This is a genomic window from Actinosynnema sp. NPDC091369 (genome assembly GCF_044757065.1).
GTDB lineage: Bacteria > Actinomycetota > Actinomycetes > Mycobacteriales > Pseudonocardiaceae > Actinosynnema.
The window spans coordinates 254,674-278,993 of record NZ_JBIVUG010000002.1; the positions used below are offsets into that span (position 1 = coordinate 254,674).

The following is a 24,320-nucleotide window of genomic DNA, read 5'->3' on the forward strand; positions in this document are numbered from 1 at the left end:
CTGTTCGCCCGCCAGGCGGGGCGGACCCCCGACGCCACGGCCCTGGTGAGCGGGCGGACCCGGGTGACCTACGCGGAGCTCGACGCCCGCGCCAACCGGCTGGCGCACCACCTGCTCGACGCGGGCGTGCGGCCGGGCGACGTCGTCGGCGTGCGCCTGCCGCGCGGGGTGGAGCTGGTCGTCGCGGTGCTCGCGGTGCTGAAGGCGGGCGCGGCGTACACGGTCCTCGACCCCCGGTTCCCCGCCGCCCGGCTGGCCGCGGTGTGCGACCGGGCCGACGTGACCGCGGTCGTGGCCGCGGACGACGTGCTCGCGGGCAGCCGCACCGTCGTGGACCCCGCCGCGCCCGGCATCGCCGGCCGACCGGCCACCGCACCGGACGTCGCCACCTCCCCGGACGACGTCGCGTGCGTCATGTTCACCTCCGGCTCCACCGGCGAGCCGAAGGGCGTCGTCGCGCCGCACCGGGCGCTCGTGGTCACCCTCACCGGCCAGGACTACGCCGGCTTCACGGCGGACGAGGTCTGGCTCCAGTGCTCCCCCGTCTCGTGGGACGCGTTCGCGCTGGAGCTGTTCGGACCCCTCCTGCACGGCGCGACGTGCGTGCTCCAGGACGGCGAAGCGCCCGACCCGGCCCTGATCGCCGACCTCGTCGCCGAGCACGGCGTGACGACCGCGCACTTCTCGGCCAGCCTGCTGAACTTCCTGCTCGACGAGCACCCCGCCGTGTTCGAGGGCCTGCGGGTGCTGATGACCGGCGGCGAGGCGGCGTCCACCAGGCACGTGGCCACCCTGCTCGACCTGCGCCCGGACCTGCGACTGGTCAACGGCTACTCGCCGGTCGAGAACATGATCTTCACGCTGTGCCACGACGTCACCCGCGACGACGCGCGCCGCACGTCGGTCCCCGTCGGCCGGCCGCTGGCGGGCAAGACCGCCGTCCTGCTCGGCCCGGACCTGCGTCCCGTCGCGGCCGGTGAGACCGGCGAGATCTACATGAGCGGCGGCCTGGCGCACGGCTACCTGAAGCAGCCCGGGCTGACCGCGCAGCGGTTCGTGGCCGACCCCGCGCGTCCGGGCGCGCGCATGTACCGCACGGGCGACCTGGGCCGCCTGCGCGAGGACGGCGCGGTGGACTTCCTCGGCCGCGCCGACGACCAGGTCAAGATCCGCGGCTTCCGGGTCGAGCCGGGCGAGGTGCGGGCCGCGCTGACCGGCCACCCGTCGGTGCGGCAGGCGGAGGTCGTGGTCCGGGAGGACCGGCCCGGCGACAAGCGGCTGGTGGCCTACGTGGTGGCCGACGGCACGCCGCGCGAGCTGCGTGCGCACGTCGCCGGACTGCTGCCCGAGCACCTGGTGCCCTCGGCCGTGGTCGTGCTCGACGCGTTGCCCCGCACGGCGACCGGCAAGCTGGACCGCGCCGCGCTGCCCGCCCCCGCCGTCACGGCGTCGTCGGACGACGCACCCCGCACGGTGCCCGAAGAAGTGCTGTGCGGCCTGTTCGCCGACGTGCTGGGCCTGCCCTCGGTCGGCGCGCTGGACGACTTCCTCGACCTCGGCGGGCACTCGCTGCTGGTCGCGACCCTGGTGAGCCGGGTGCGTGCCGCGTTGGGCGTGGAGCTGCGCATCGCCGACGTGTTCGCCGCCCGCACGCCTCGCGCGCTGGCCGCCGCGCTCCCGTCGGCCGCGGCGGCACGTCCGCCGCTGACCGCGACCACCCGTCCGGACGTGCTGCCGCTGTCGTTCGCGCAGTCCCGGCTGTGGTTCCTCGACCAGGTCGAGGGCGGTGCGACCTACACGATCCCGGTGACCGTGCGGCTGCGCGGCGACCTGCGCCCGGACGCCCTGCGCGCCGCCGTCGGCGACGTGGTGGCGCGGCACGAGTCGCTGCGCACCGTGTTCCCCGTGGTCGACGGGTCGCCGGTGCAGCGGATCCTCGACGCCGTCGTGCCCGCGTGGTCCGAGCACGCCTGCGCCGACCCCGACGAGCTGGTGCGGGACCTGGCGGCCGAGCCGTTCGACCTCGCCGCCGAACCACCGCTGCGCGCCCACCTGCTGCGCCTGGCCGACGACGACCACGTGCTGCTGCTCGTGCTGCACCACATCGCCGGCGACGGCTGGTCGACCGCGCCGCTGCTGCGCGACCTGGCCGCCGCGTACCGGGCCCGGCTGACCGGCGGCACGCCCGACTGGCCCGCCCTGCCCGTGCAGTACGCGGACTACGCGCTGTGGGAGCGGGACTCGTGGAGCGAGTACTGGCGCACGGCGCTGGCGGGCCTGCCCGAGGAGTCGACCCCGCCCGCCGACCGGCCGCGGTCCGCGATCCGGGGCGCGCACGGCGGCACCGTGCCGGTAGCGCTGGCCGCCGGGCCGCACGCCGCGGTGAAGGCGCTGGCCGGGCGGACCGCCAGCACCGTGTTCATGGTGCTGCACGCCGCCGTGGCCGCCCTGCTCACCCGCCTGGGCGCGGGCACGGACCTGGCGATCGGCACGCCCGTCGCGGGCCGGGCCGACGAAGCCCTGGACGACCTGGTCGGCTTCTTCGTCAACACCCTCGTGCTGCGCTCCGACACCTCCGGCGACCCGACGTTCCGCGAGCTGGTGACCCGGGTGCGGGACGCCGACCTGGCGGCCTACGACCACCAGGACGTGCCGTTCGACCGGCTGGTGGAGGAGCTGAACCCGACCCGGTCGCTGTCGCGGCACCCGCTGTTCCAGGTGATGCTGGTCCTGCAGAACACGCCGCCCGCGACGGCGGAGTTCACCGGGCTGCGCGCCGAGCACCGGGTCGTGGACCTGGACGTGGCGAAGTTCGACCTCACCCTCGACCTCACCGAGACCGACGACGGCCTCACCGGCGCGCTCAAGTACGCGACCGACCTGTTCGACCGGGCCACCGCCGAGCGCTTCGCCGCCGCGCTGACCCGGCTGCTCACCGCGGCCGCCGCCGACCCCGACACCCCGATCACCGCGATCGAACTGCTGGACGCCGACGCCCGGGAACAGCTGCTGACCACGTGGAACGGCGCTCCCGCACGCGGTGACGACCGGCCCGCGCACGTCGTGTTCGCCGAGCAGGCCGGGCGCACGCCGGACGCGGTGGCCCTGGTCTCGGGCGGCACGGTCACCTACGCCGAGCTGGACGCGGCGGCGAACCGCCTGGCCCACCACCTCCGCGCCGCCGGCGTCACGCCCGGTGACGTGGTCGGCGTCCTGCTCGACCGGGACACGACCCTGGTCACGGCCGTGCTGGCGGTGCTCAAGGCCGGTGCCGCCTACACCGTGCTGGACCCGCGGTTCCCGACCGCCCGGCTCACCGCGGTGGCGCAGCGGGCCGACCTGCGCCACATCGTGTCCACAGTGGACTTCCCCGGCGTGACGACCCTGTCCCCCACCGGGCACGACCACCTGCCCGGCACCGCACCGGACGTCGCGGTCCACCCGGACGACCTCGCGTGCGTCATGTTCACCTCCGGGTCGACGGGCGAGCCGAAGGGCGTCCTGTCGACGCACCGCGCGCTGGTCGGCACCCTCACCGGTCAGGACTACGTCGGGTTCGCCGCCGACGACGTGTGGTTGCAGTGCTCACCGGTGTCCTGGGACGCGTTCGCGCTGGAGCTGTTCGGCCCGCTGCTGCACGGCGCGGCGTGCGTGCTGCAACCCGGTCACGTCACCGACCCGGCAGTCATCGCCGACCTGCTCACCGCGCACGACGTCACCACCGCGCACTTCTCCGCCAGCCTGCTCAACCACCTCGTGGACGAGCACCCCGAGTCGCTGCGCGGCGTGCGGCAGCTCATGACCGGCGGCGAGCCCGCGTCCGTGGCCCACGTCGGCCGCCTGCTCGCCGCCCGCCCGGACCTGCGGCTGGTCAACGGCTACTCGCCGGTGGAGAACATGATCTTCACGCTGTGCCGCGCGATCACCACCGCCGACACGGCCCTGGCCACGATCCCGGTCGGCGCGCCGATCGCGGGCAAGCGGGTCTACGTGCTCGACCACCGGCTCAACCCGGTTCCGGTCGGCGTGCCCGGCGAGGCTTACATGACCGGGGGGCTCGCCCACGGCTACCTCGGCGCGCCCGGCCAGACCGCCGAGCGGTTCGTCGCCGACCCCTTCACCCCCGGCGGGCGCATGTACCGCACCGGCGACCTGGTGAAGTGGGTGTCCCTCGGCGGAGCCGACGACCGGACGCAGTCGGCGGTCCTCCAGTTCCTCGGCCGCGCCGACGACCAGGTCAAGGTCCGCGGGTTCCGGGTGGAGCCCGCCGAGGTCCGCACGGCCGTCGAGCGGCACCCCGGCGTGCGGCAGAGCGCGGTCGTGGTGCGGGACGAACGGCTCGTGGCCTACGTGGTGCCCGAGCCCGGCGGCGACCCGGACGCGGCGGCCTTGCGCGCCCACGTCGCCGAACTGCTGCCCGAGCACCTGAGGCCGGCCGCGTACGTGCTGGTCGACGCGCTCCCGTTGACCCCGAACGGCAAGCTCGACCGGGCCGCGCTGCCCGCGCCGGACCACGCGGAGGCGCCCCGGCGGGCCGCGCGCGGTGCGCGGGAGGAGATCCTGTGCGGCCTGTTCGCCGACGTGCTCGGCGTGCCGGCGGGACCGGCGGACGACTTCTTCGCGCTCGGCGGCCACTCGCTGCTGGCGGCGAAGCTGGTGGGCCGGGTGCGTGCGGCGCTCGGCGTGGAGATCGGCGTGCGGGACGTGTTCGCCGCGCCCGTCGTGGCGGACCTGGCGCTGCGCCTGGACGGCGCTTCCACCGCCCGGCCCGCCCTGGTCGCCGGTGACCGCCCCGAACGTCCGGCGTTGTCCCCGGCGCAGGCGCGCCTGTGGTTCCTGGACCAGGTCGACGGCGGCACGGCGTACAACGTGCAGTTCGCCGCCCGCGTCACGGGACCGGTGGACGCCGCAGCGCTGGACCGCGCCGTCACCGACGTGGTCCTCCGGCACGAGCCGCTGCGCACCGCGTACCCGTCGGTGGACGGCGAGCCGTACCAGCTCGTGCTGCCCGAGGACGCCGTCGGGTCCGTGCTGACCGTGCACGACGTCACGCCCGGTGACGTGGACGCCGTGGTGCGGACCGAGTCCGGCCACCGGTTCGACCTCGCGGGCCGCCCGCCGATCCGGGTGCACCTGCTGAGCACCGGCGAGCGGGACCACGTGCTGCTGGTGACGTTGCACCACATCGCGGGCGACGGCTGGTCGCTGCGCCCGCTGCTGACCGACCTCGCCGCCGCCTACACCGCCCGGCTGGCCGGCGCGGCACCCGTCCGGCCGCCGCTGCCGGTGTCCTACGTGGACTACGCGCGGTGGCAGCACGACCTGCTCGGCGACGCCGAGGACCCCACGTCCCGGACCGCCCTCGACCTCGCGCACTGGCGGACCGCGCTGGCCGGCCTGCCCGAGGAGCTGGACCTGCCCACCGACCGGCCACGGCCGCCGGTGGCGAGCCACCGGGGCGAGTCCCTGCCGCTGCACGTGCCGGCCGAAGTGCGCGAAGCGCTGTCCGACCTCGCCCGCGCGCACGGCGTCACGCTGTTCATGGTGCTCCAGGCCGCGTTCGCCACCCTGCTGACCAGGATGGGTGCGGGCACGGACATCCCGATCGGCACCGCCGTCGCGGGCCGTGCCGACGAAGCCCTGGACGACCTCGTGGGCTTCTTCGTCAACACGCTCGTCCTGCGCACCGACACCTCCGGCGACCCGACGTTCGCCGAGCTGCTGGCCCGGGTCCGCGAGACCGACCTCGCCGCGTACGACCACCAGGACGTGCCGTTCGAGCGGTTGGTCGAGGAGCTGAACCCGGTCCGCAGCGCCGCCCGGCACCCGCTGTTCCAGGTGATGGTGGTGTTGCAGAACAACGCCGACGCCGCCGTGGACCTGGCCGGTGCGACGTGCGTGCCGGCACCGGTGCCGAACACGGCCGCGAAGTTCGACCTGACGCTGGCCGCCACCGAGACGGCGGACGGCATCGGCGGGTACCTGGAGTACGCGACGGACCTGTTCGACGCCGGCACGGCCCAACGCCTCCTCTCCCGCTTCACGTCGCTGCTCGCAGCCCTGGCGGCTCGACCGGACCGCCCGATCGGCGACTTCGACCTGCTGACCCCCGCCGAGCGGCACGACGTGCTGGTGCGGTGGAGCGACGGCGGACCCGCCGCGCCGCCCGCGACCGTGCACGCGCTGGTCGCCGCGCGGGCCGAGGCGACCCCGGAGGCGGTGGCCCTGATCAGCGGCGACCGCCGGGTGACCTACCGCGACCTGGTCGAGCGCGCGAACCGGCTGGCGCACCACCTCGTCACCGCCGGGGTGCGGCCCGGCGACGTGGTGGGCGTGCTGCTGGAGCGCGACGACGAGCTGGCCGTCGCGGTGCTGGCGGTGCTGACCGCCGGCGCGGGCTACACCGTGCTGGACCCGAAGTTCCCGGCCGCGCGGCTGGCCGACCTGGTGGCGCGCACCGCGCCGCCGCTGGTCGTCACCGACTCCCGGCTCGCCGGCGTGGTGGCGGGGACGCCGACCGCGCTGGTCGACGCGGACGCGGCAGCCGTCGCGGCCCACCCGGCCACGCCACCGGCCGTGACCACCGGCCCGGACGACATCGCGTGCGTCATGTTCACCTCCGGTTCCACCGGTCGGCCCAAGGGCGTCGTGGCACCGCACCGGGCGCTGGTGTCCACGCTCACCGGCCAGGACTACGCGGGCTTCGGGCCCGGTGAGGTCTGGCTCCAGATCGCGTCGGTGTCGTGGGACGCCTTCGCCACCCAGCTGCTCGGGCCGCTGCTGCACGGCGGGACGTCCGTCCTGCTGCCCGGCCGCGACGTGGACCCGGCCGTGGTGGCGGCGCTGGTGGTCGAACACGGCGTCACCGTCTTCGACGCCTCCGCGAGCCTGTTCGACCACGTGCTGGACGAGCACCCCGAGGTGTTCGCCACGGTGCGCCGGGCCATGACCGGTGGTGAGCCGGCGTCCCCCGCGCACGTGGCGCGCGCGCTGCGGGAGTTCCCCGGTGTCGCACTGATCAACGGCTACGGGCCGGCCGAGAGCATGGGCTTCACCACCACCCACCGCATCACCGGCGCGGGCGCGGGGTCCGTCCCGATCGGCCGGCCGGTCGCGGGCAAGGTGGCCCACGTGCTGGACGACCGGCTGCGGCCGGTGCCGCCCGGGGTGACCGGCGAGCTGTACGTGTCGGGCGACGGCCTGGCGCACGGCTACCTGGGCGCACCCGGCCTGACCGCCGAGCGGTTCGTGGCCCACCCGTTCCGGGCGGGCGAGCGGGCCTACCGGACCGGTGACCTGGCGCGCTGGGTGACCGTCGGCGACGACGGCACCGGCACGGGGTCGGCGGTCCTCGAGTACCTCGGCCGGATCGACGACCAGGTCAAGATCCGGGGTTTCCGGGTGGAGCCCGGCGAGGTGCGGGCCGCCGTCACCACGCACCCCGACGTGAGCGACGCGGCCGTGGTGGTGCGCGAGGACCGGCCCGGCGACCGGCGGCTCGTCGCCTACGTCGTCACCGGGGCACCGGTGGCCGAGGTCCGGGCGCACGTGGCGGCGCTGCTGCCCGAGCACCTGCGACCGGCCGCCTACGTGCCGCTGGACGCGCTCCCGCTGACCGCGAACGGCAAGCTCGACCGCGCCGCGCTGCCCGTGCCGGACCTGGCGGTGACCGCGGCGCGCCGACCGCGCACCGCCCGCGAGGAGATCGTCGTCGCGTTGTTCGCCGAGGTGCTCGGAGTCGCCGAAGTCGGCCTGGACGACGGGTTCTTCGACCTCGGCGGGCACTCCCTGCTGGCCGCGAAGCTGGTCGGCCGGGTCCGGCGGGCCCTCGGCGCGGAGCTGGGCATCCGCGACCTGTTCGACGCGCCGACCCCGGCCGCGCTGGCCGAACGGCTCGACTCCGCCCGCGCCGCGCGCACCCCGCTGCGGCCGGTGGACCGTCCCGACTGGACACCGCTGTCACCGGCGCAGGCGCGGCTGTGGTTCGTGGACCAGCTGCGCGGGCCGAACCCCGCCTACAACGTCGCGCACACCGTCCGGCTGCGCGGCGACCTCGACGTGGCCGCGCTGCGCGCCGCGCTGACCGACGTGGTCGGCCGGCACGAGGCTCTGCGGACCGTGTTCCCGGCGGTCGACGGCGAGCCGCGCCAGGTGGTGCAACCCGCGACCGAGGTCGACCTGCCCGTGCACGATCCGTCCGATGTGGATGAAGAGGTGGCACGCGCCGCGCGGGAGCCGTTCGACCTCACCACCGAACCGCCGGTGCGGGCGTCGCTGCTGCGGGTCGCCGAGGACGACCACGTGCTGCTGCTGGTGCTGCACCACATCGCGGGCGACGGCTGGTCGATGGGACCGCTGCTGCACGACCTCGCCGACGCCTACACCGCCCGACTCGCCGACCACGCGCCCACCTGGCAACCACTCCCCGTCCAGTACGCCGACTACACGTTGTGGCAACGGGAACTCCTCGGCGAAGCCGGCGACGCGCAACTGGCGTTCTGGCGGCAGGCGCTCGCGGACCTGCCGCACGAGGTGCCGCTGCCGCTGGACCGCCCCCGCACGGCCGAGGGCGGCGCGGGAGGGCTGGTGGACGTGCGGCTGGACGCCGGGCTGCACCGGGCGTTGCTCGACCTGGCTCGGGCACAGGGCGCGACCCTGTTCATGGTGCTCCAGGCCGCGTTCGCGACCGTGCTGAGCAGGATGGGCGCGGGCGGTGACGTGCCGCTGGGCGCGCCGGTCGCGGGCCGGTCCGACGAAGCCCTGGACGACCTGGTCGGGTTCTTCGTCAACACGCTCGTGCTGCGCACCGACACCTCCGGCGACCCGACGTTCACCGAACTGCTGGCCCGGGTCCGCGAAACCGACCTGGCCGCGTTCGACCACCAGGACGTGCCGTTCGACCGGCTGGTGGAGGAGCTGAACCCGGTGCGCACGCCGGGAACGCACCCGCTGTTCCAGGTCGCGTTCGCGGTGCAGAACAACGCGGTTGCACGGCCGGAGCTGCCCGGCCTGGACGTGGAGGTCGCGCCGGTCGACACGGGCGCGGCCAAGTTCGACCTCACGCTGAGCCTCGGCGAGGAGTACGACGACGGCACGCCGGCGGGCGTGGTGGGCGGCCTGGAGTACGCCGCCGACCTGTTCGACCGCCGCACCGCGACCGCGCTCGTGGACCGGCTGGCGGCCGTGCTCCGGGCCGTCGCCGCCGACCCCGGCGTCCGGATCGGCCGGCTCGACGTGCTCACCCCGGCCGAACGGCAGGTGCTGGCGGCGGGCTCGCCGGGCGCACCGGCCCGGGTCGTGGACGACCGCACGGCGCACGAAGTCGTGGCCGCGCACGCGCGGACCAGGCCGGGCGCCACCGCGCTGGTGTTCGAGGACCGGACCACGACCTACGGTGAGCTGGACGCGGCGGCCAACCGGCTCGCCCACCACCTGCTCGACTCCGGGGTCCGCCCCGGCGACCTCGTCGGCGTCCTGCTGGACCGGCGCACCGAGCTGGTCGTGGCGCTGCTCGCGGTGCTCAAGGCGGGCGCGGCGTTCACCCTGCTCGACCCCGGTTTCCCGGACCGGCGCGTCGCCGCGGTGCTGGACGCCGCCGACGCGGTCGCGGTCGTGACGGACGCGGCCGGCCTGACCCGCCTGGACGGCGCGTACCGGATGCTGGACATCGCGGTCGACGTGAGCGGGCGGCCCGACCACGCGCCGGCGGTCCACGTCGACCCGGCCGCACCCGCGTGCGTGATCTTCACCTCGGGCTCGACCGGCAAGCCCAAGGGCGTGCTCGCGCCGCACCGCGCGGTCGTGCGCACGCTGGTGGGCCAGGACTTCTTCGACGGCTCGCCGGACCAGGTGTGGTTGCAGAGCGCGCCGCTGCCGTGGGACGGGTTCGTGCTGGAGATGTTCGGCGCGCTGCTGTCCGGCGCGGCGTGCGTGCTCCAGCCGGGCCGGACCCCGGAACCCGCGCGGATCGCCGACCTGGTCGCCCGGCACGGCGTGACCACGACGTTCCTGTCCGCCAGCCTGCTCAACTACATGCTCGACGAGCACCCGGACGTGTTCGACGTGCTGCGGGTCGTCATGACCGGCGGGGAGGCCGCGTCCGCGCCGCACCTGGCCGCGCTGCTGCGCGACCACCCCGGAGTGCGGGTCGTCAACGGGTACGGGCCGGCCGAGCACATGGTCTACACGAGCTTCCACGACGTGCGGCCCGAGGACACCGGCGGCCCGGTGCCGATCGGCCTCGCGCTGGCCGACAAGCGGTCCTACGTGCTGGACGACCGGCTCGACCTCGTGCCGCCCGGCGTGGCCGGCGAGCTGTACGTCACGGGTGCCGGTTCCGCCCACGGGTACGCGGGCGAGCCGGGCCTGACCGCCGAGCGGTTCGTGGCGTGCCCGTTCGAGCCCGGTCAGCGCATGTACCGCACCGGCGACCTGGTGAAGTGGCGGCACACCGGCGAGCTGGAGTTCGTCGGCCGGGCGGACGACCAGGTCAAGATCCGCGGCTTCCGGATCGAGCCCGGCGAGGTGCAGGCCGTCGTGGACGCCCACCCCGGCGTGCGGCGCAGCGCGGTCGTGGTCCGGGAGGACCGGCCCGGCGACAAGCGGCTGGTGGCGTACGTGGTGCCGGAGGCGGGCGCCGCGCCCGACCGGGCGGCGCTGGCGGCCCACGCGGCGGCCGTGCTGCCGAGCCACCTGCGGCCCGCCGCGTACGTGCTGCTCGACCGCATCCCGCTCAACGCCAACGGCAAGCTGGACCGGGCCGCGCTGCCGGTGCCCGCGGCGGACCCCGGCGTCGAGCGCCGCGCGCCGCGCACACCCCGTGAGACGATCATGGTCGGCCTGTTCGCCGACGTGCTGGGCCTGACCGCCGACCGGGTGGGCGTGGACGACGACTTCTTCGCCCTGGGCGGGCACTCGCTGCTGGCGGCGAAGCTGGTCGGCCGGGTCCGCACCGCGCTGGACGCGGAGCTCGCGATCCGCGACCTGTTCGACGCGCCTACCCCGGCCGGGCTGTGCGGCCGGCTGGACCGGGTCGCCGACCGCCTCGCGCTCACGCCCGCGCCCCGCCCGGACGAGATCCCGCTGTCCTACGCGCAGGCCCGGTTGTGGTTCATCGACCAGCTGGAAGGCGCGGGCGCGGCGTACAACGTGCCGCACGCCGTGCGGCTGCGCGGCGCGCTCGACGTCACCGCGCTGCACGCGGCGCTGACCGACGTGGTGCGGCGGCACGAGTCGCTGCGCACGGTGTTCCCGTCGATCGACGGCGTGCCGCAGCAGGTGGTGCGGCCCGCGTCGGACGTGGCGCTGCCGCTGCCCGTGCTCGACGTGACCGACGTGGACGGCGCGGTGGCGGAGGCGGCCCGGGAGACGTTCGACCTGACCGCCGAGCTGCCCGTGCGGGCGTCGTTGCTGCGGGTCGCCGAGGACGACCACGTGCTGCTCCTGGTGCTGCACCACATCGCGGGCGACGGCTGGTCCATGGGGCCGCTGCTGGGCGACCTGACCGACGCCTACACCGCGCGGCTGCGCGGCCACACCCCCGACTGGGCGCCGCTGCCCGTGCAGTACGCCGACTACACGTTGTGGCAGCGGGAGCTGCTCGGCGACCCGGACGACCCGACGAGCCCGCTGGCGCGGCAGCTCGCGTTCTGGCGGCAGGCCCTGGCGGGCGTGCCCGACGAGCTGCCGCTGCCCGCCGACCGGGCCCGTCCGGCGACCGCGTCGGGCCGGGGCGAGTCGGTGCCGGTGGCGCTGTCCGCCGACCTGCACCGGGCGCTGCTCGACCTGGCGCGCCGCACCGGCACGACGCCGTTCATGGTGCTCCAGGCGGGGTTCGCGGCCCTGTTGACCCGGCTCGGCGCGGGGACCGACGTGCCCGCCGGCTCGCCGGTGGCCGGTCGGGTGGACGAGGCGCTGGACGAGCTGGTCGGCTTCTTCGTCAACACGCTCGTGCTGCGCACCGACACCTCAGGCGACCCCACGTTCACCGAACTGCTGGCCCGGGTCCGCGAGACCGACCTCGCCGCCTACGACCACCAGGACGTGCCGTTCGAGCGGTTGGTCGAGGAGCTGAACCCGACCCGGTCGCTGTCGCGGCACCCGCTGTTCCAGGTGATGCTGGTCCTGCAGAACACCACCGCGGGCCGGGTGGAGCTGCCCGGCCTGACCGCCGAGGTCGCCCCGGTCGACACCGCGAGCGCCAAGTTCGACCTGACCCTCGGGTTGCGCGAGGAGCACGACGCGACCGGCGCGCCCGCGGGCATCACCGGCAGCCTGGAGTTCGCCACCGACCTGTTCGACCGCAGCACGGCCACCGCCCTCGCCACCCGCCTGACCCGGCTGTTCACCGCGGTGATCACCGCACCGGACACCCGGATCAGCCAACCGGACCTGCTGGACCGGCAGGAGCGGCGCGGGCTGCTGGCCGCGTGGACCGACACCTACGCCGACGCGCCGGTGGACCGCTGCGCCCACGAGCTGGTCGCGGCGCAGGCCGCGCGCACCCCCGACGCGGTGGCGCTGGTCCACGGCGACGTGCGGATCACGTACCGGGAGCTGGTGGACCGGGCGAACCGGCTGGCGCACGAGGTGGTCGCCCGCGGCGTGCGGGCCGGGCAGGTCGTCGGCGTGCTGCTGGACCGGGACGTGGACCTGGTCGTGGCCGTGCTGGGCGTGCTCACCGCCGGCGCGGGCTACACCGCGCTGGACCCCCGGTTCCCGCGCCGACGGCTGGCCGGGCTGGTCGACCGCACCGGCACACCGCTGGTCGTGACCTCGGCGGCGCTGGCCGACCGGCTGCCGGACGTGCCCGCGCTGGTCGTGGACGAGCCCGGCACGGCCGCCCGCGTCGCCGGTCACCCCGTGACGTCGCCGGAGGTGGGGGTGTCGCCCGAGGACGTCGCGTGCGTCATGTTCACCTCGGGGTCGACGGGCGTGCCCAAGGGCGTCGTCGCACCGCACCGCGCGCTGGTCGGCACGCTGCTCAGCCAGGAGTACGTCGACTTCTCCCCCGACCACGTGTGGTTGCAGTGCTCGCCGGTGTCGTGGGACGCGTTCGCGCTGGAGCTGTTCGGGCCGCTGCTCGCCGGCGCCACGTGCGTGCTCCAGCCGGGGCCGACGCCGGAACCCGCGGTGATCGACGCGCTCGTGGCGCGCCACCGGATCACCACCGTGCACCTGTCCGCGAGCCTGCTCAACCACCTGCTCGACGAGTACCCGACCGCGCTGGCCGGGGTGCGGCAGATCATGACCGGCGGCGAGCCCGCCTCCGTGGCGCACCTGCGCAAGCTGCTGGACCGCCATCCGGGCGTGCGGCTGGTCAACGGCTACTCGCCGGTCGAGAACATGATCTTCACGGTGTGCCACCAGGTGCGCCCGGAGGACACCGACCTGCCGTCGATCCCGGTCGGGCGGCCGATCGTGAACAAGGGCTTCTACGTGCTGGACGCCCACCTGAACCTGCTGCCGCCCGGTGTCGTCGGCGAGCTCTACATGACCGGTGTCGGGTTGGCCAGGGGTTACCTGGGCGCGCCCGCGCAGACCGCCGAGCGGTTCGTCGCCTGCCCGCACGGCGCGCCGGGCGAGCGCATGTACCGCACCGGCGACCTGGTGCGGTGGCTGGCCGACGACGGCGCCGACGACGGCGTGCAGTCGGGCGTGCTGCACTTCCTGGGCCGCGCCGACGACCAGGTCAAGATCCGCGGGTTCCGGGTGGAGCCGGGCGAGGTGTCCAACGCGCTGACCCACCACCCGACCGTGCGGCAGGCGGCCGTCGTGGTCCGGGAGGACCGGCCGGGCGACCGGCGGCTGGTGGCCTACGTGGTGGCCGAGCCGGGCGCGGAGCCCGACCCGGCGTCGCTGCGGGCGCACGCCGACGAGCACCTGCCCGAGCACATGCGGCCCAGCGCGTACGTGCGGATGGACGTGCTGCCGCGCAACGCCAACGGCAAGCTCGACCGGGCGGCCCTGCCGCCACCCGACTACCTCGACCGCCCCGCCGGGCGCCGGCCCGCGACACCGCGCGAAGAGGTGATGTGCGCGCTGTTCGCCGAGGTCCTCGGGCTCGACGGCGAGGTGGGCGCGGACGACGACTTCTTCGCCCTCGGCGGGCACTCGCTGCTGGTGACCCGCCTGATCAGCCGGGTGCGCACCGCGTTCGGCGCCGAGCTGTCCATCAAGTCCGTGTTCGAGAACCGCACGGTGGCCGCGCTGGCCGAGCGCCTGGGCCACGCGGAACAGGCCCGCCCCGCGCTGCGGCGCCGGGTCCGCCCGGAGGAGGTCAAGTGAGCGCGCCGAGCATTCCCCTGTCGTTCACCCAGCGGCGGCTGTGGTTCCTCAGCCGGGCCGAGCCCGGCGCCACCTACAACATCCCGATCGCCCTGCGGGTGGGCGGTGACCCTGACGTCGCCGCGCTGCGGGCGGCGCTGGGGGACGTCGTGGCGCGGCACGAGGTGCTGCGCACGGCGTACCCGGAGGTCGACGGCGAACCGCGGCAGGACATCCGCCCGGCCGCGCCGGTGGACCTGCCGGTGGCGGTCGTGCCGGCGGACGGGTTGGCCCCGGCGCTCGCGGACGCCGCGCGGCACGTGTTCGACCTGACCGCCGCGCCGCCGGTGCTCACCCGTCTGTTCCGAGTGGACGGTGGTGACACCGTGCTGCTCGTGCTGCTGCACCACATCGCCGGTGACGGCGGGTCCACCGGGCCACTCACGCGTGACCTGGAGACCGCCTACGCGGCCCGCCGCGCCGGGCTCGTGCCGGACTTCCCCGAACTCCCCGTGCAGTACGCCGACTACACCTACTGGCAGCAGGACCTGCTGGGCGACCCGGACGACCCGGACAGCCGGTTCGCGCGGCAGGTGCGGCACTGGGCCCGGGAGCTGGCGGACCTGCCGGTGGAGGTCGGGTTCCCCGCCGACCGGGCCCGACCGGCGACGGCCGGGCACCGCGGCGACTCCGTGCCGCTGACCGTGCCCGCGGACGTGCACCGCGCCCTGGCGGACATCGCCGCCGCCACCGGGGCGACGCTGTTCATGGTGGCGCAGGCCGCGGTGGCCGCGTTGATCACCCGGCACGGCGGCGGCGCGGACGTGCCGCTCGGCACGGCCGTCGCGGGCCGGTCCGACGAAGCCCTGGACGACCTGGTCGGCTTCTTCGTCAACACCCTGGTCCTGCGCACCGACACCTCGGGCGACCCCACGTTCGCCGAGCTCGTGGCACGGGTCCGGGACACGGGTCTGACCGCGTACTCGCACCAGGACGTGCCGTTCGAGCGGATCGTGGAGGAGCTGAACCCGCCGCGCTCGCTGTCGCGCCACCCGCTCTTCCAGGTGATGCTGGTCCACGGCGCCGAGGGCGCTCCCGCCACCGCCGGCACGTTCACTCCGATGGCGCTGGGCACGGGCGCGGTGAAGTTCGACATGACCATCGCGTTCCGGGAACGGCCCGACGGCCTGCGGATCGACTGGGACTACTCGGTCGACCTGTTCGACCGGTCCACCGCGGCCGCGTTCGGCCGGCGGCTGGTGCGGCTGCTGACGGCCGCGGCCGCCGACCCGCACACCCGGATCGGCGCGCTGCCGCTGCTGGACGACGACGAACGCGCCGCGCTGACCGCACCCGGCCGGGCGCACCTCGACGCCACCGTGCACGAGCTGTTCGCCGCGCGGGCCGCCGCGACACCGGACCGGACCGCGTTGATCCACGACGGCGGGCGCGTCACGTACGGCGAGCTCGACCGGTGGGCCAACCGGATCGCCCACCACCTGCCGGCCGGCGCCGTGGTGGGCGTGCACCTCGACCGCGGTCCGGCGCTGGTCGCCGCGCTGCTCGGCGTGCTCAAGGCGGGCGGCTGCTACACGTTGCTGGACACCGCGTTCCCCGCCGAACGGCTGCGGAGAGCGGTGCGGCGAGCCGGTGCCGCGGTGGTCGTCGGCGCGCCGCTGGACGGCGTCGACGTGCTCGACCCCCACGTGCCCGGTCCGGACCACGCGCCCGCGGCACGGGTCTCGCCGGAGTCGCCGGCCGTCATCATGTTCACCTCCGGCTCGACCGGCGAGCCGAAGGGCGTGCTCGCGCCGCACCGCGCGCTGGTCGCCACGCTCACCGGCCAGGACTACGCCGAGTTCGACGCCGACCAGGTGTGGTTGCAGGCCGCGCCGGTCTCGTGGGACGCGTTCGCCACCGAACTGCTCGGCGCGCTCCTGCACGGCGGCACGTGCGTGCTGCACCCGGCCGGTCCGCCCGACCCCGCCGACATCGCCCGGCTCGTGGCCGAGCACGGCGTCACCGTGTTCAAGGCGTCCGCCAGCCTGTTCAACCACGTGCTGGACGAGCACCCCGAGGTGTTCGCCGCGGTGCGCCGGGCCATGACCGGCGGCGAGCCCGCGTCGGCCGCGCACGCGGCGAAGGCCCTGCGCGACCACCCGCACGTCCGGCTCACCAACGGGTACGGCCCGGCCGAGAGCATGGGCTACAGCACCGCGCACCGGATCACCGCCGCCGACCTGACCGGCCGGTCCGTGCCGATCGGCCGTCCCGTCGGGGGCAAGCACGGCTACGTGCTGGACGGGCTGCTGGAGCCGGTGCCGCCGGGCGGCGTCGGCGAGCTGCACCTGGCCGGCGCGGGCCTCGCGCACGGCTACCTCGGCGCGCCGGCCGCGACCGCCGAGCGGTTCGTCGCGGACCCGTTCCGGCACGGGCGGCGCATGTACCGCACGGGCGACCTGGTGCGGCTGCGGCACGACGGCGTGCTGGAGTACGTGGGCCGGGTGGACGACCAGGTGAAGCTGCGCGGGTTCCGGGTGGAGCCCGCCGAGGTCCGCGCCGCCGTCGAGCGGCACCCCGGCGTGCGGCAGAGCGCGGTCGTGGTGCGCGAGGACCGGCCCGGCGACCCCCGGCTGGTGGCCTACGTGGTCGGCGACGTGACGCCCGCCGAGGTGCGCGGCCACGTCGTGGAGCTGCTGCCCGAGCACCTGGTGCCGTCGGCCGTGGTCGTGCTGGACGCGCTGCCGCGCACGCCGAACGGCAAGCTGGACCGGCGGGCCCTGCCGGCGCCGGCGCACGCGGTGGGCGACGGTGAGCCGCGCACCCCGCAGGAGGAGATCCTGTGCGGCTTGTTCGCGCAGGTCCTCGGCTTGCCGTCGGTGGGCGCGGAGGACGACTTCTTCGCGCTGGGCGGCCACTCGCTGCTGGCGACCCGGCTGGTGGGCCGGGTGCGCGGCGCGATGGGCGCGGACCTCGGCATCCGCGACCTGTTCGCCGCGCCGACACCGCGCGGTCTCGCGTCCCGCCTCACGACCTCGCGCACCGCCCGGCCGGCGCTGCGCCGGGCCGACCGCCCCGACCCGCTGCCGCTGTCGTTCGCGCAGCAACGCCTGTGGGTGCTCGACCAGCTCGGCTCGGCGGCCTACAACTCGCCGTGGGCGTTGCGGCTGCGCGGCGAGCTGGACGTGACCGCGCTGCACGCCGCCCTCGCCGACGTCGTCGCTCGACACGAGTCGCTGCGCACGGTGTTCCCCCAGGTGGACGGCGAGCCCGTGCAACGCATCCTGGACACCGCGCCGGACCTCGCGATCGTCACCGCCGACGACGTGGACGCGACCGTGGCGGAGCTGTCGGCGCACGCGTTCGACCTGGCCACCGAACCCCCGCTGCGGACGCACCTGCTGGTGGTCTCGCCGGTGGAGCACGTGCTCGTGCTGGTGCTGCACCACATCGCCAGCGACGGCTGGTCCAAGGCGCCGCTGCTGCGCGACCTCGCCACCGCCTACGCCGCGCGGTCCGGCGGTGCCGCCCCCGACTGGGCGCCGCTGCCCGTGCAGTACGCGGACTACGCGCTGTGGCAACGGGACCTGCTCGGGGCCGAGGACGACCCGGACAGCCTCGTCTCCACCCAGCTCGCGTTCTGGCGCGACGCGCTCGCCGGCGCGCCCGAACAGCTCGACCTGCCCGCGGACCGGCCGCGACCGGCGGTGCCGTCCGGGCGGGGCGGGCTGGTGGCGGCCGAGTTCGGGCCGGCCACCCGGGACGCGGTGCGGGCGCTGGCCGACGCGACCGGCAGCACGACGTTCATGGTGCTGCACGCCGCCCTGGCCGCGCTGCTGACCCGGTTGGGCGCGGGCACGGACATCCCGATCGGCTCGCCCGTCGCGGGCCGCACGGACGAGGCGCTGGACGACGCGGTCGGGTTCTTCGTCAACACCCTCGTGCTGCGCGCCGACACCTCCGGCGACCCGGCGTTCGGCGAGCTGCTGGCCCGCGTCCGCGCCGCCGACCTGGCCGCCTACGACCACCAGGACGTGCCGTTCGAACGGGTCGTGGAGGAGCTGAACCCCACCCGCTCGCTGTCCCGGCACCCGCTGTTCCAGGTGACCCTGGTCGTGCAGAACACCGCGGGCGGCGGGTCGGACCTGGCCGGGTTGGCCGTCGAGCCCGTGTCCACGTGGACGGGCACGGCCAAGTTCGACCTGGTGCTGGCGGTGGCCGAGCACGACGGCGGGCTGACCGCGAACCTGGAGTACGCCGCGGACCTGTTCGACCACGAGACCGCCGCCACGCTGGTGGCCCGGCTGGAACGGCTGCTCACCACCGCCGACCCGGCCACCCGGCTGAGCGACCTCGACGTCCTCGTGCCCGGCGAGCGGGACCGGGTGCTCACGCACTGGAACGACACCGCCGTCCCGGCCGACGCGTGGGAGTCCGTGCCGGCGCAGGTGTCCCGGTGGGTGCGGGAGACGCCGGACGCCCCGGCGGTCGGCTCGACGACGTTCGCCGAGCTGGACGCGGCGGCGAACCGGGTGGCGCACCGGCTGCTCGCGCTGGACGTGCGGCCCGGGTCGGTGGTCGGCGTGTGCCTGCGCCGCTCCCCCGCCGGCATCGCCGCGCTGCTGGGCGTGCTGCGCGCCGGTGCCGCCTACCTGCCGCTGGACCCCGACTACCCGGCCGAACGGCTGGCGCACATGCTCGCCGACTCCGCCGCGCCGGTCGTGGTCACCGAGCGGGCGCTGCGGGACCGCGTGACCGCGCCGGCCGTCGTGTGCCTGGAAGAGCTGCGCGACGCGCCCGCCGAGGACATGCCCACCGCGGACGTGCCCGTGCACCCGGCCGATGCCGCGTACGTGATCTACACGTCCGGGTCGACGGGCCGTCCCAAGGGTGTCGTGGTCGACCACCGCGGGCTGGCCGACCTGTGCGCGTGGCACGTCCGCGAGTACGACATCACCCCGGCCGACCGGACCGGGCAGGTGGCCGCGCAGGGCTTCGACGCGGCGGTGTGGGAGGTGTGGCCGCAGTTGGCGGCCGGTGGGTCCGTGCACCTGCCCGGCAACGACGTGCTGGCCGACGGTGACGCGCTGGTGGCGTGGATCGCCGACAGCGGGCTCACCACGTGCTTCCTGCCCACGCCCCGGCTGGAGCTGGCGCTGGACGACCTGGCGGCCCGGCCGACGGCGCTGCGGGTGGTGCTCACCGGCGGTGACGCGCTGCGCCGCAGGCCGCCGGAGCACACGCCGTTCCGGCTGGTCAACCACTACGGGCCGACGGAGTTCTCGGTGGTGGCGACGGCCGGCGACGTCGCCACCCGGTCCGACGCCGTGAGCTCCGACACCGCCCGGTCCGATGTCGCGCCGTCGATCGGCCGGCCGGTCGCGAACACCCGCGCGCTCGTGCTGGACGCCCGGTTGCGGCCCGTGCCGGTCGGCGTGGTCGGTGAGCTGTACCTGGCGGGCGCGGGGTTGGCCCGCGGCTACCACGACCGGCCGGGGTTGACCGCCGAGCGGTTCACCGCGTGCCCGTTCGGCGCGCCGGGCGAGCGCATGTACCGGACCGGCGACCTGGTGCGGTGGGACGTGCGGGGCGAGCTGGAGTTCGCGGGCCGCGCCGACCAGCAGGTGAAGCTGCGCGGGTTCCGGATCGAGCCGGGCGAGGTCGAGTCGGTGCTGGCGGGCCACCCGTCGGTGGCGCACGCGGCCGTCGTGGTCCGCGAGGACCGGCCGGGGTTGAAGGCGCTGGTCGGCTACGTGGTCCCGCGGGGACCGGTGGACACCGGCCGGCTGCGGGCGCACCTCGCGACCGTCCTGCCCGAGCACATGGTGCCGTCCGCGCTGGTCGCGCTCGACGTGCTCCCGTTGACGCCCAACGGCAAGCTCGACCGCCGCGCCCTGCCCGCCCCGGACCTCGCCACCGGCGACCGCGCACCGCGCACGCCGCGCGAGGAGATCCTGTGCGGCCTGTTCGCCGAGCTGCTGGGCGTGCCCGCGGTCGGGCCGGACGACGACTTCTTCGACCTGGGCGGCCACTCGTTGCTGGCCACCCGCCTGGTGAGCCGCGTCCGCACCGCGCTGAACGCCGAACTGGCCGTGGCCGACCTGTTCGCCAACCCCACGCCCGCCGGGCTGGACACGTGCCTGGACCGCGGCACGCCCGCCCGCCCAGCCCTCCGGTCCGCCGCCCGCCCCGACCTGGTGCCGCTGTCCTTCGCGCAGCGCCGGCTGTGGTTCGTCAACCGGCTGGACGAGCGGAACCCGAGCTACGCGGTGCCGGTCGCGCTGCGGCTGCGCGGCGAGGTGGACGTGCCCGCGCTCCGGGCCGCGCTCGCCGACGTGGTCACCCGGCACGAGGCGCTGCGCACCGTGTTCCCCGAGGTCGGCGGCACGCCGCACCAGCACGTCCGCCACGACGTCACCGCGCCGTTCACGCTGCTCGACCGCGCGCCCGGCGACCTCGACGCGGTGCTGCGCCGGCTCGTCTCGACGCCGTTCGACCTGACCTCGGACCTGCCGCTGCGCACCGCCCTGGTCCGGCTGGCCGACGACGAGCACGTGCTCCTGCTGGTGCTGCACCACATCGCGGGCGACGGCTGGTCGATGGGACCGCTGCTGCACGACCTCGCCGACGCCTACACCGCCCGACTCGCCGACCACGCGCCCACCTGGCAACCGCTCCCCGTCCAGTACGCCGACTACGCGTTGTGGCAACGGGAACTGCTCGGCGACGAGGACGACCCGGACGGCCCCCTCGCGCACCGGATCGCGTTCTGGGCCGACGCGCTGGCCGGCGTGCCCGACGAACTGGAGCTGCCGACCGACCGGCCGCGTCCCGCGACGTCCGCGCAGACCGGCGGCCGGGTGCCGCTGGTGCTGGACGCCGCCCTGCACCGCGCCGTGCTCGACCTGGCCCGCCGCACCCGCACCACGCCGTTCATGGTGTTCCAGGCGGCGCTGGCGACGCTGCTGACCCGGGTCGGCGCGGGTGCCGACATCCCGATCGGCACGCCGGTCGCGGGCCGCACCGACGAAGCCCTGGACGACCTCGTGGGCTTCTTCGTCAACACGCTCGTCCTGCGCACCGACACCTCCGGCGACCCGACGTTCGCCGACCTCCTGGCCCGCGTCCGCGACACCGACCTCGCCGCCTACGACCACCTGGACGTGCCGTTCGAACGGCTGGTGGAACGGCTCAACCCGCCGCGCTCGCTCACCCGGCACCCGCTGTGCCAGGTGCTGCTGACCCTGCAGAACACCGGTGACGCGCACCTCGCCCTGCCGGGACTGGAGGTCGAGCCGGTCGGCGTCACGTCCGGCACCACCGCGTTCGACCTGAGCCTCGGCCTGCGCGAGACCCGCGCCGGCGACGGCTCACCCGCCGGCGTCGAGGGGGCGCTGCTCTACCGGGAGGACCTGTTCGACGCCGGCACCGCCCGCTCCCTGGCCGACCGGCTGGTCCGCGTGCTGAGCGCGGTCACCGCGAACCCGGACGTGCGGCTGCACGACGTGGACGTCCTCGGCGACGAGCGCGACACGGTCCTGGTGGCGTGGAACGACACCGCGCGGACCGTGCCGGACACGACGCTGCCCGCCCTGTTCACCGCCCAGGTCCGCCGCACGCCCGACGCCGTCGCCCTGGTGGCCGAGGGGCGGACCCTCACCTACGCGGAGCTGGACGCCCGGGTCGACCGGCTCGCCGCCGCGCTGCGCGCCAGGGGCGCGGGCCGGGAGCGGGTGGTGGCCGTGCTGCTGCCGAGGTCGGTGGACCTGGTCGTCGCGCTGCACGCCGTGCACCGGGCGGGTGCCGCCTACCTGCCGGTGGACCCCGGCTACCCGGCCGACCGGGTGGCGTTCATGCTCGCCGACGCCGACCCGGTGCTGGTCCTCGACGCGGACGCGTTGCGCGACCTGGAGGACGCGCCTGTGGCGGTGCCGGAAGTGCCCCTGCCGGAGGTTCGGGGCGGTGACCCGGCCTACGTCATCTACACGTCCGGTTCCACCGGTCGGCCCAAGGGCGTGGTGGTCGAGCACCGCGCGATCGTCAACCGGCTGCTGTGGATGCAGGACGAGTACCGGCTGGGCCTCGACGACCGGGTGCTGCAGAAGACGCCGTCCAGCTTCGACGTGTCGGTGTGGGAGTTCTTCTGGCCCTTCCAGGTCGGCGCGGCGCTCGTCGTGGCCCGGCCCGAGGGTCACCGCGATCCCGCGTACCTGGCCGACGCGATCCGCCGCGAGGGCGTCACCACGGCGCACTTCGTGCCGTCGATGCTGGACGCGTTCGTCGCGCACCTGGAGGAGTCGGGCGAGCGGTGCCCCGGCCTGGTGCGGGTGGTGTGCAGCGGCGAGGCGCTGCCGACTGCCTTGGCCCGCCGGTTCGCCGCGGTGTCCGACGCCGGGCTGCACAACCTGTACGGCCCCACGGAAGCCGCGGTGGACGTGACGTCGCACGCCGTGCGCGGTGACGAGACGACGGCGACCGTCCCGATCGGACGTCCGGTGTGGAACACGGGCGTGCACGTGCTGGACGACCGGCTGCGGCCCGTGCCGCCCGGTGTGCCCGGCGAGCTGTACCTGGCGGGCGTGCAGCTGGCCCGCGGGTACCACGCGCGGCCGGGGCTGACGGCGCAGCGGTTCGTCGCGTCGCCGTTCACGCCGGGCGCGCGGGTGTACCGGACCGGCGACGTGGTGCGGTGGTGCGGCGAGGGCGTGCTGGAGTACCTGTCGCGCGCCGACGACCAGGTGAAGGTCCGCGGCCTGCGGATCGAGCCGGACGAGATCGCCGCCGTGCTCCAGGACCACCCGGACGTGGCCCGTGCCGCCGTGGTGGCCCGCGAGCACGCGCCCGGCGACCTGCGGCTCGTCGCCTACGTCGTGGCCGGTGACCGCGTGCCGGAGCAGTCCGAGCTGCGCGCGCACACCGCGTCCCGGCTGCCCGAGCACATGGTGCCGTGGGCCGTGGTGGTGCTCGACGACATCCCGGTCGGCCCGAGCGGCAAGCTGGACCGCAAGGCGCTGCCCGCGCCCGTGGTCCGCTCCGCCGGGCGCGCGCCGTCCACGCCCGCCGAGCAGGCGCTGGCGAGGTTGTTCGCCGAAGTGCTCGGCGTGCCCGAGGTCGGGGTGGACGACGGGTTCTTCGACCTGGGCGGGCACTCCCTGCTGGCCACCCGGCTCGTGGCGCGGATCGGCGCGGAGTTCGGCGTGCGGCTGGGCGTGCGGGCGGTGTTCGAGGCGACCACGGTCGCGGCGATGGCCCGGCGGCTGGAGGACGGTCCGGCCGACGACGCGCCGCCCGCCGTCCTGCTCCCGCTGCGCGCCAACGGGTCCGGCGCGCCGCTGTTCTGCGTGCACCCGGCGGCCGGTGTGGGCTGGGTGTACGCGGGGCTGCTGCCGCACCTGCCCGACCGGCCCGTGTACGCGTTGCAGGCCCGCGGCCTGTCCCAGCCGGACGCCCGGCCCACCAGCCTGGACGGGATGGCCAAGGACTACCTCGACCAGGTGCGCGCGGTGCAGCCCAGCGGGCCGTACCACCTGCTCGGCTGGTCGTTCGGCGCGGGCGTGGCGCACGCGATGGCCGCCGCCCTGCGCGAGGAGGGCGAGGAGGTGGCCACGCTGGCGCTGCTGGACGGCTACCCCACCGCGGCCACCGGCGAGGTGCACTCGGCCCGCGACCCGCGGGTGCTGGCCGCGCTGCTGCGCTCCCTCGGCTACCCGGACGACCCCGCGCCGGTCTCGGTGGCGGACTTCGCGGCCCGGGTCGCGGACGGGCCGCTCGCCGACGTGGTGCCCGCGCGGCTCGCCGACCTCGCCGACGTGTTCGCCGACAACCTGACCCTCATGGGCGAGGGCACCACCGCCCGCTTCGACGGCGACGTGCTGTTCTTCGCCGCCACCGCCGACAAGACCGACCTGTCCCCCGTGCCCGCCGACTGGCGCGCGCACATCACCGGCGACGTCGACGTGCACCGCGTCGACTGCCGGCACGGCGACCTGACCCGACCCGGCCCGCTGGCCGCCGTCGGCGCGGCGCTCGCCGCACACCTGCACGACAACTCGTGA

The 24,320-nt window shown here is 75.8% G+C and carries 1 protein-coding gene and 1 pseudogene; both read left to right on the plus strand.

What is annotated here, in order from left to right:
- Positions 1-14,286: pseudogene (locus ACIQMJ_RS09490) on the plus strand (amino acid adenylation domain-containing protein); the annotation flags it as partial.
- Entirely contained in the window at positions 14,283-24,320 is a 10,038-nt protein-coding gene (locus tag ACIQMJ_RS09495; RefSeq protein WP_499760484.1) for a non-ribosomal peptide synthetase, read from the plus strand. The pseudogene ACIQMJ_RS09490 and the gene ACIQMJ_RS09495, both read left to right, overlap by 4 nt.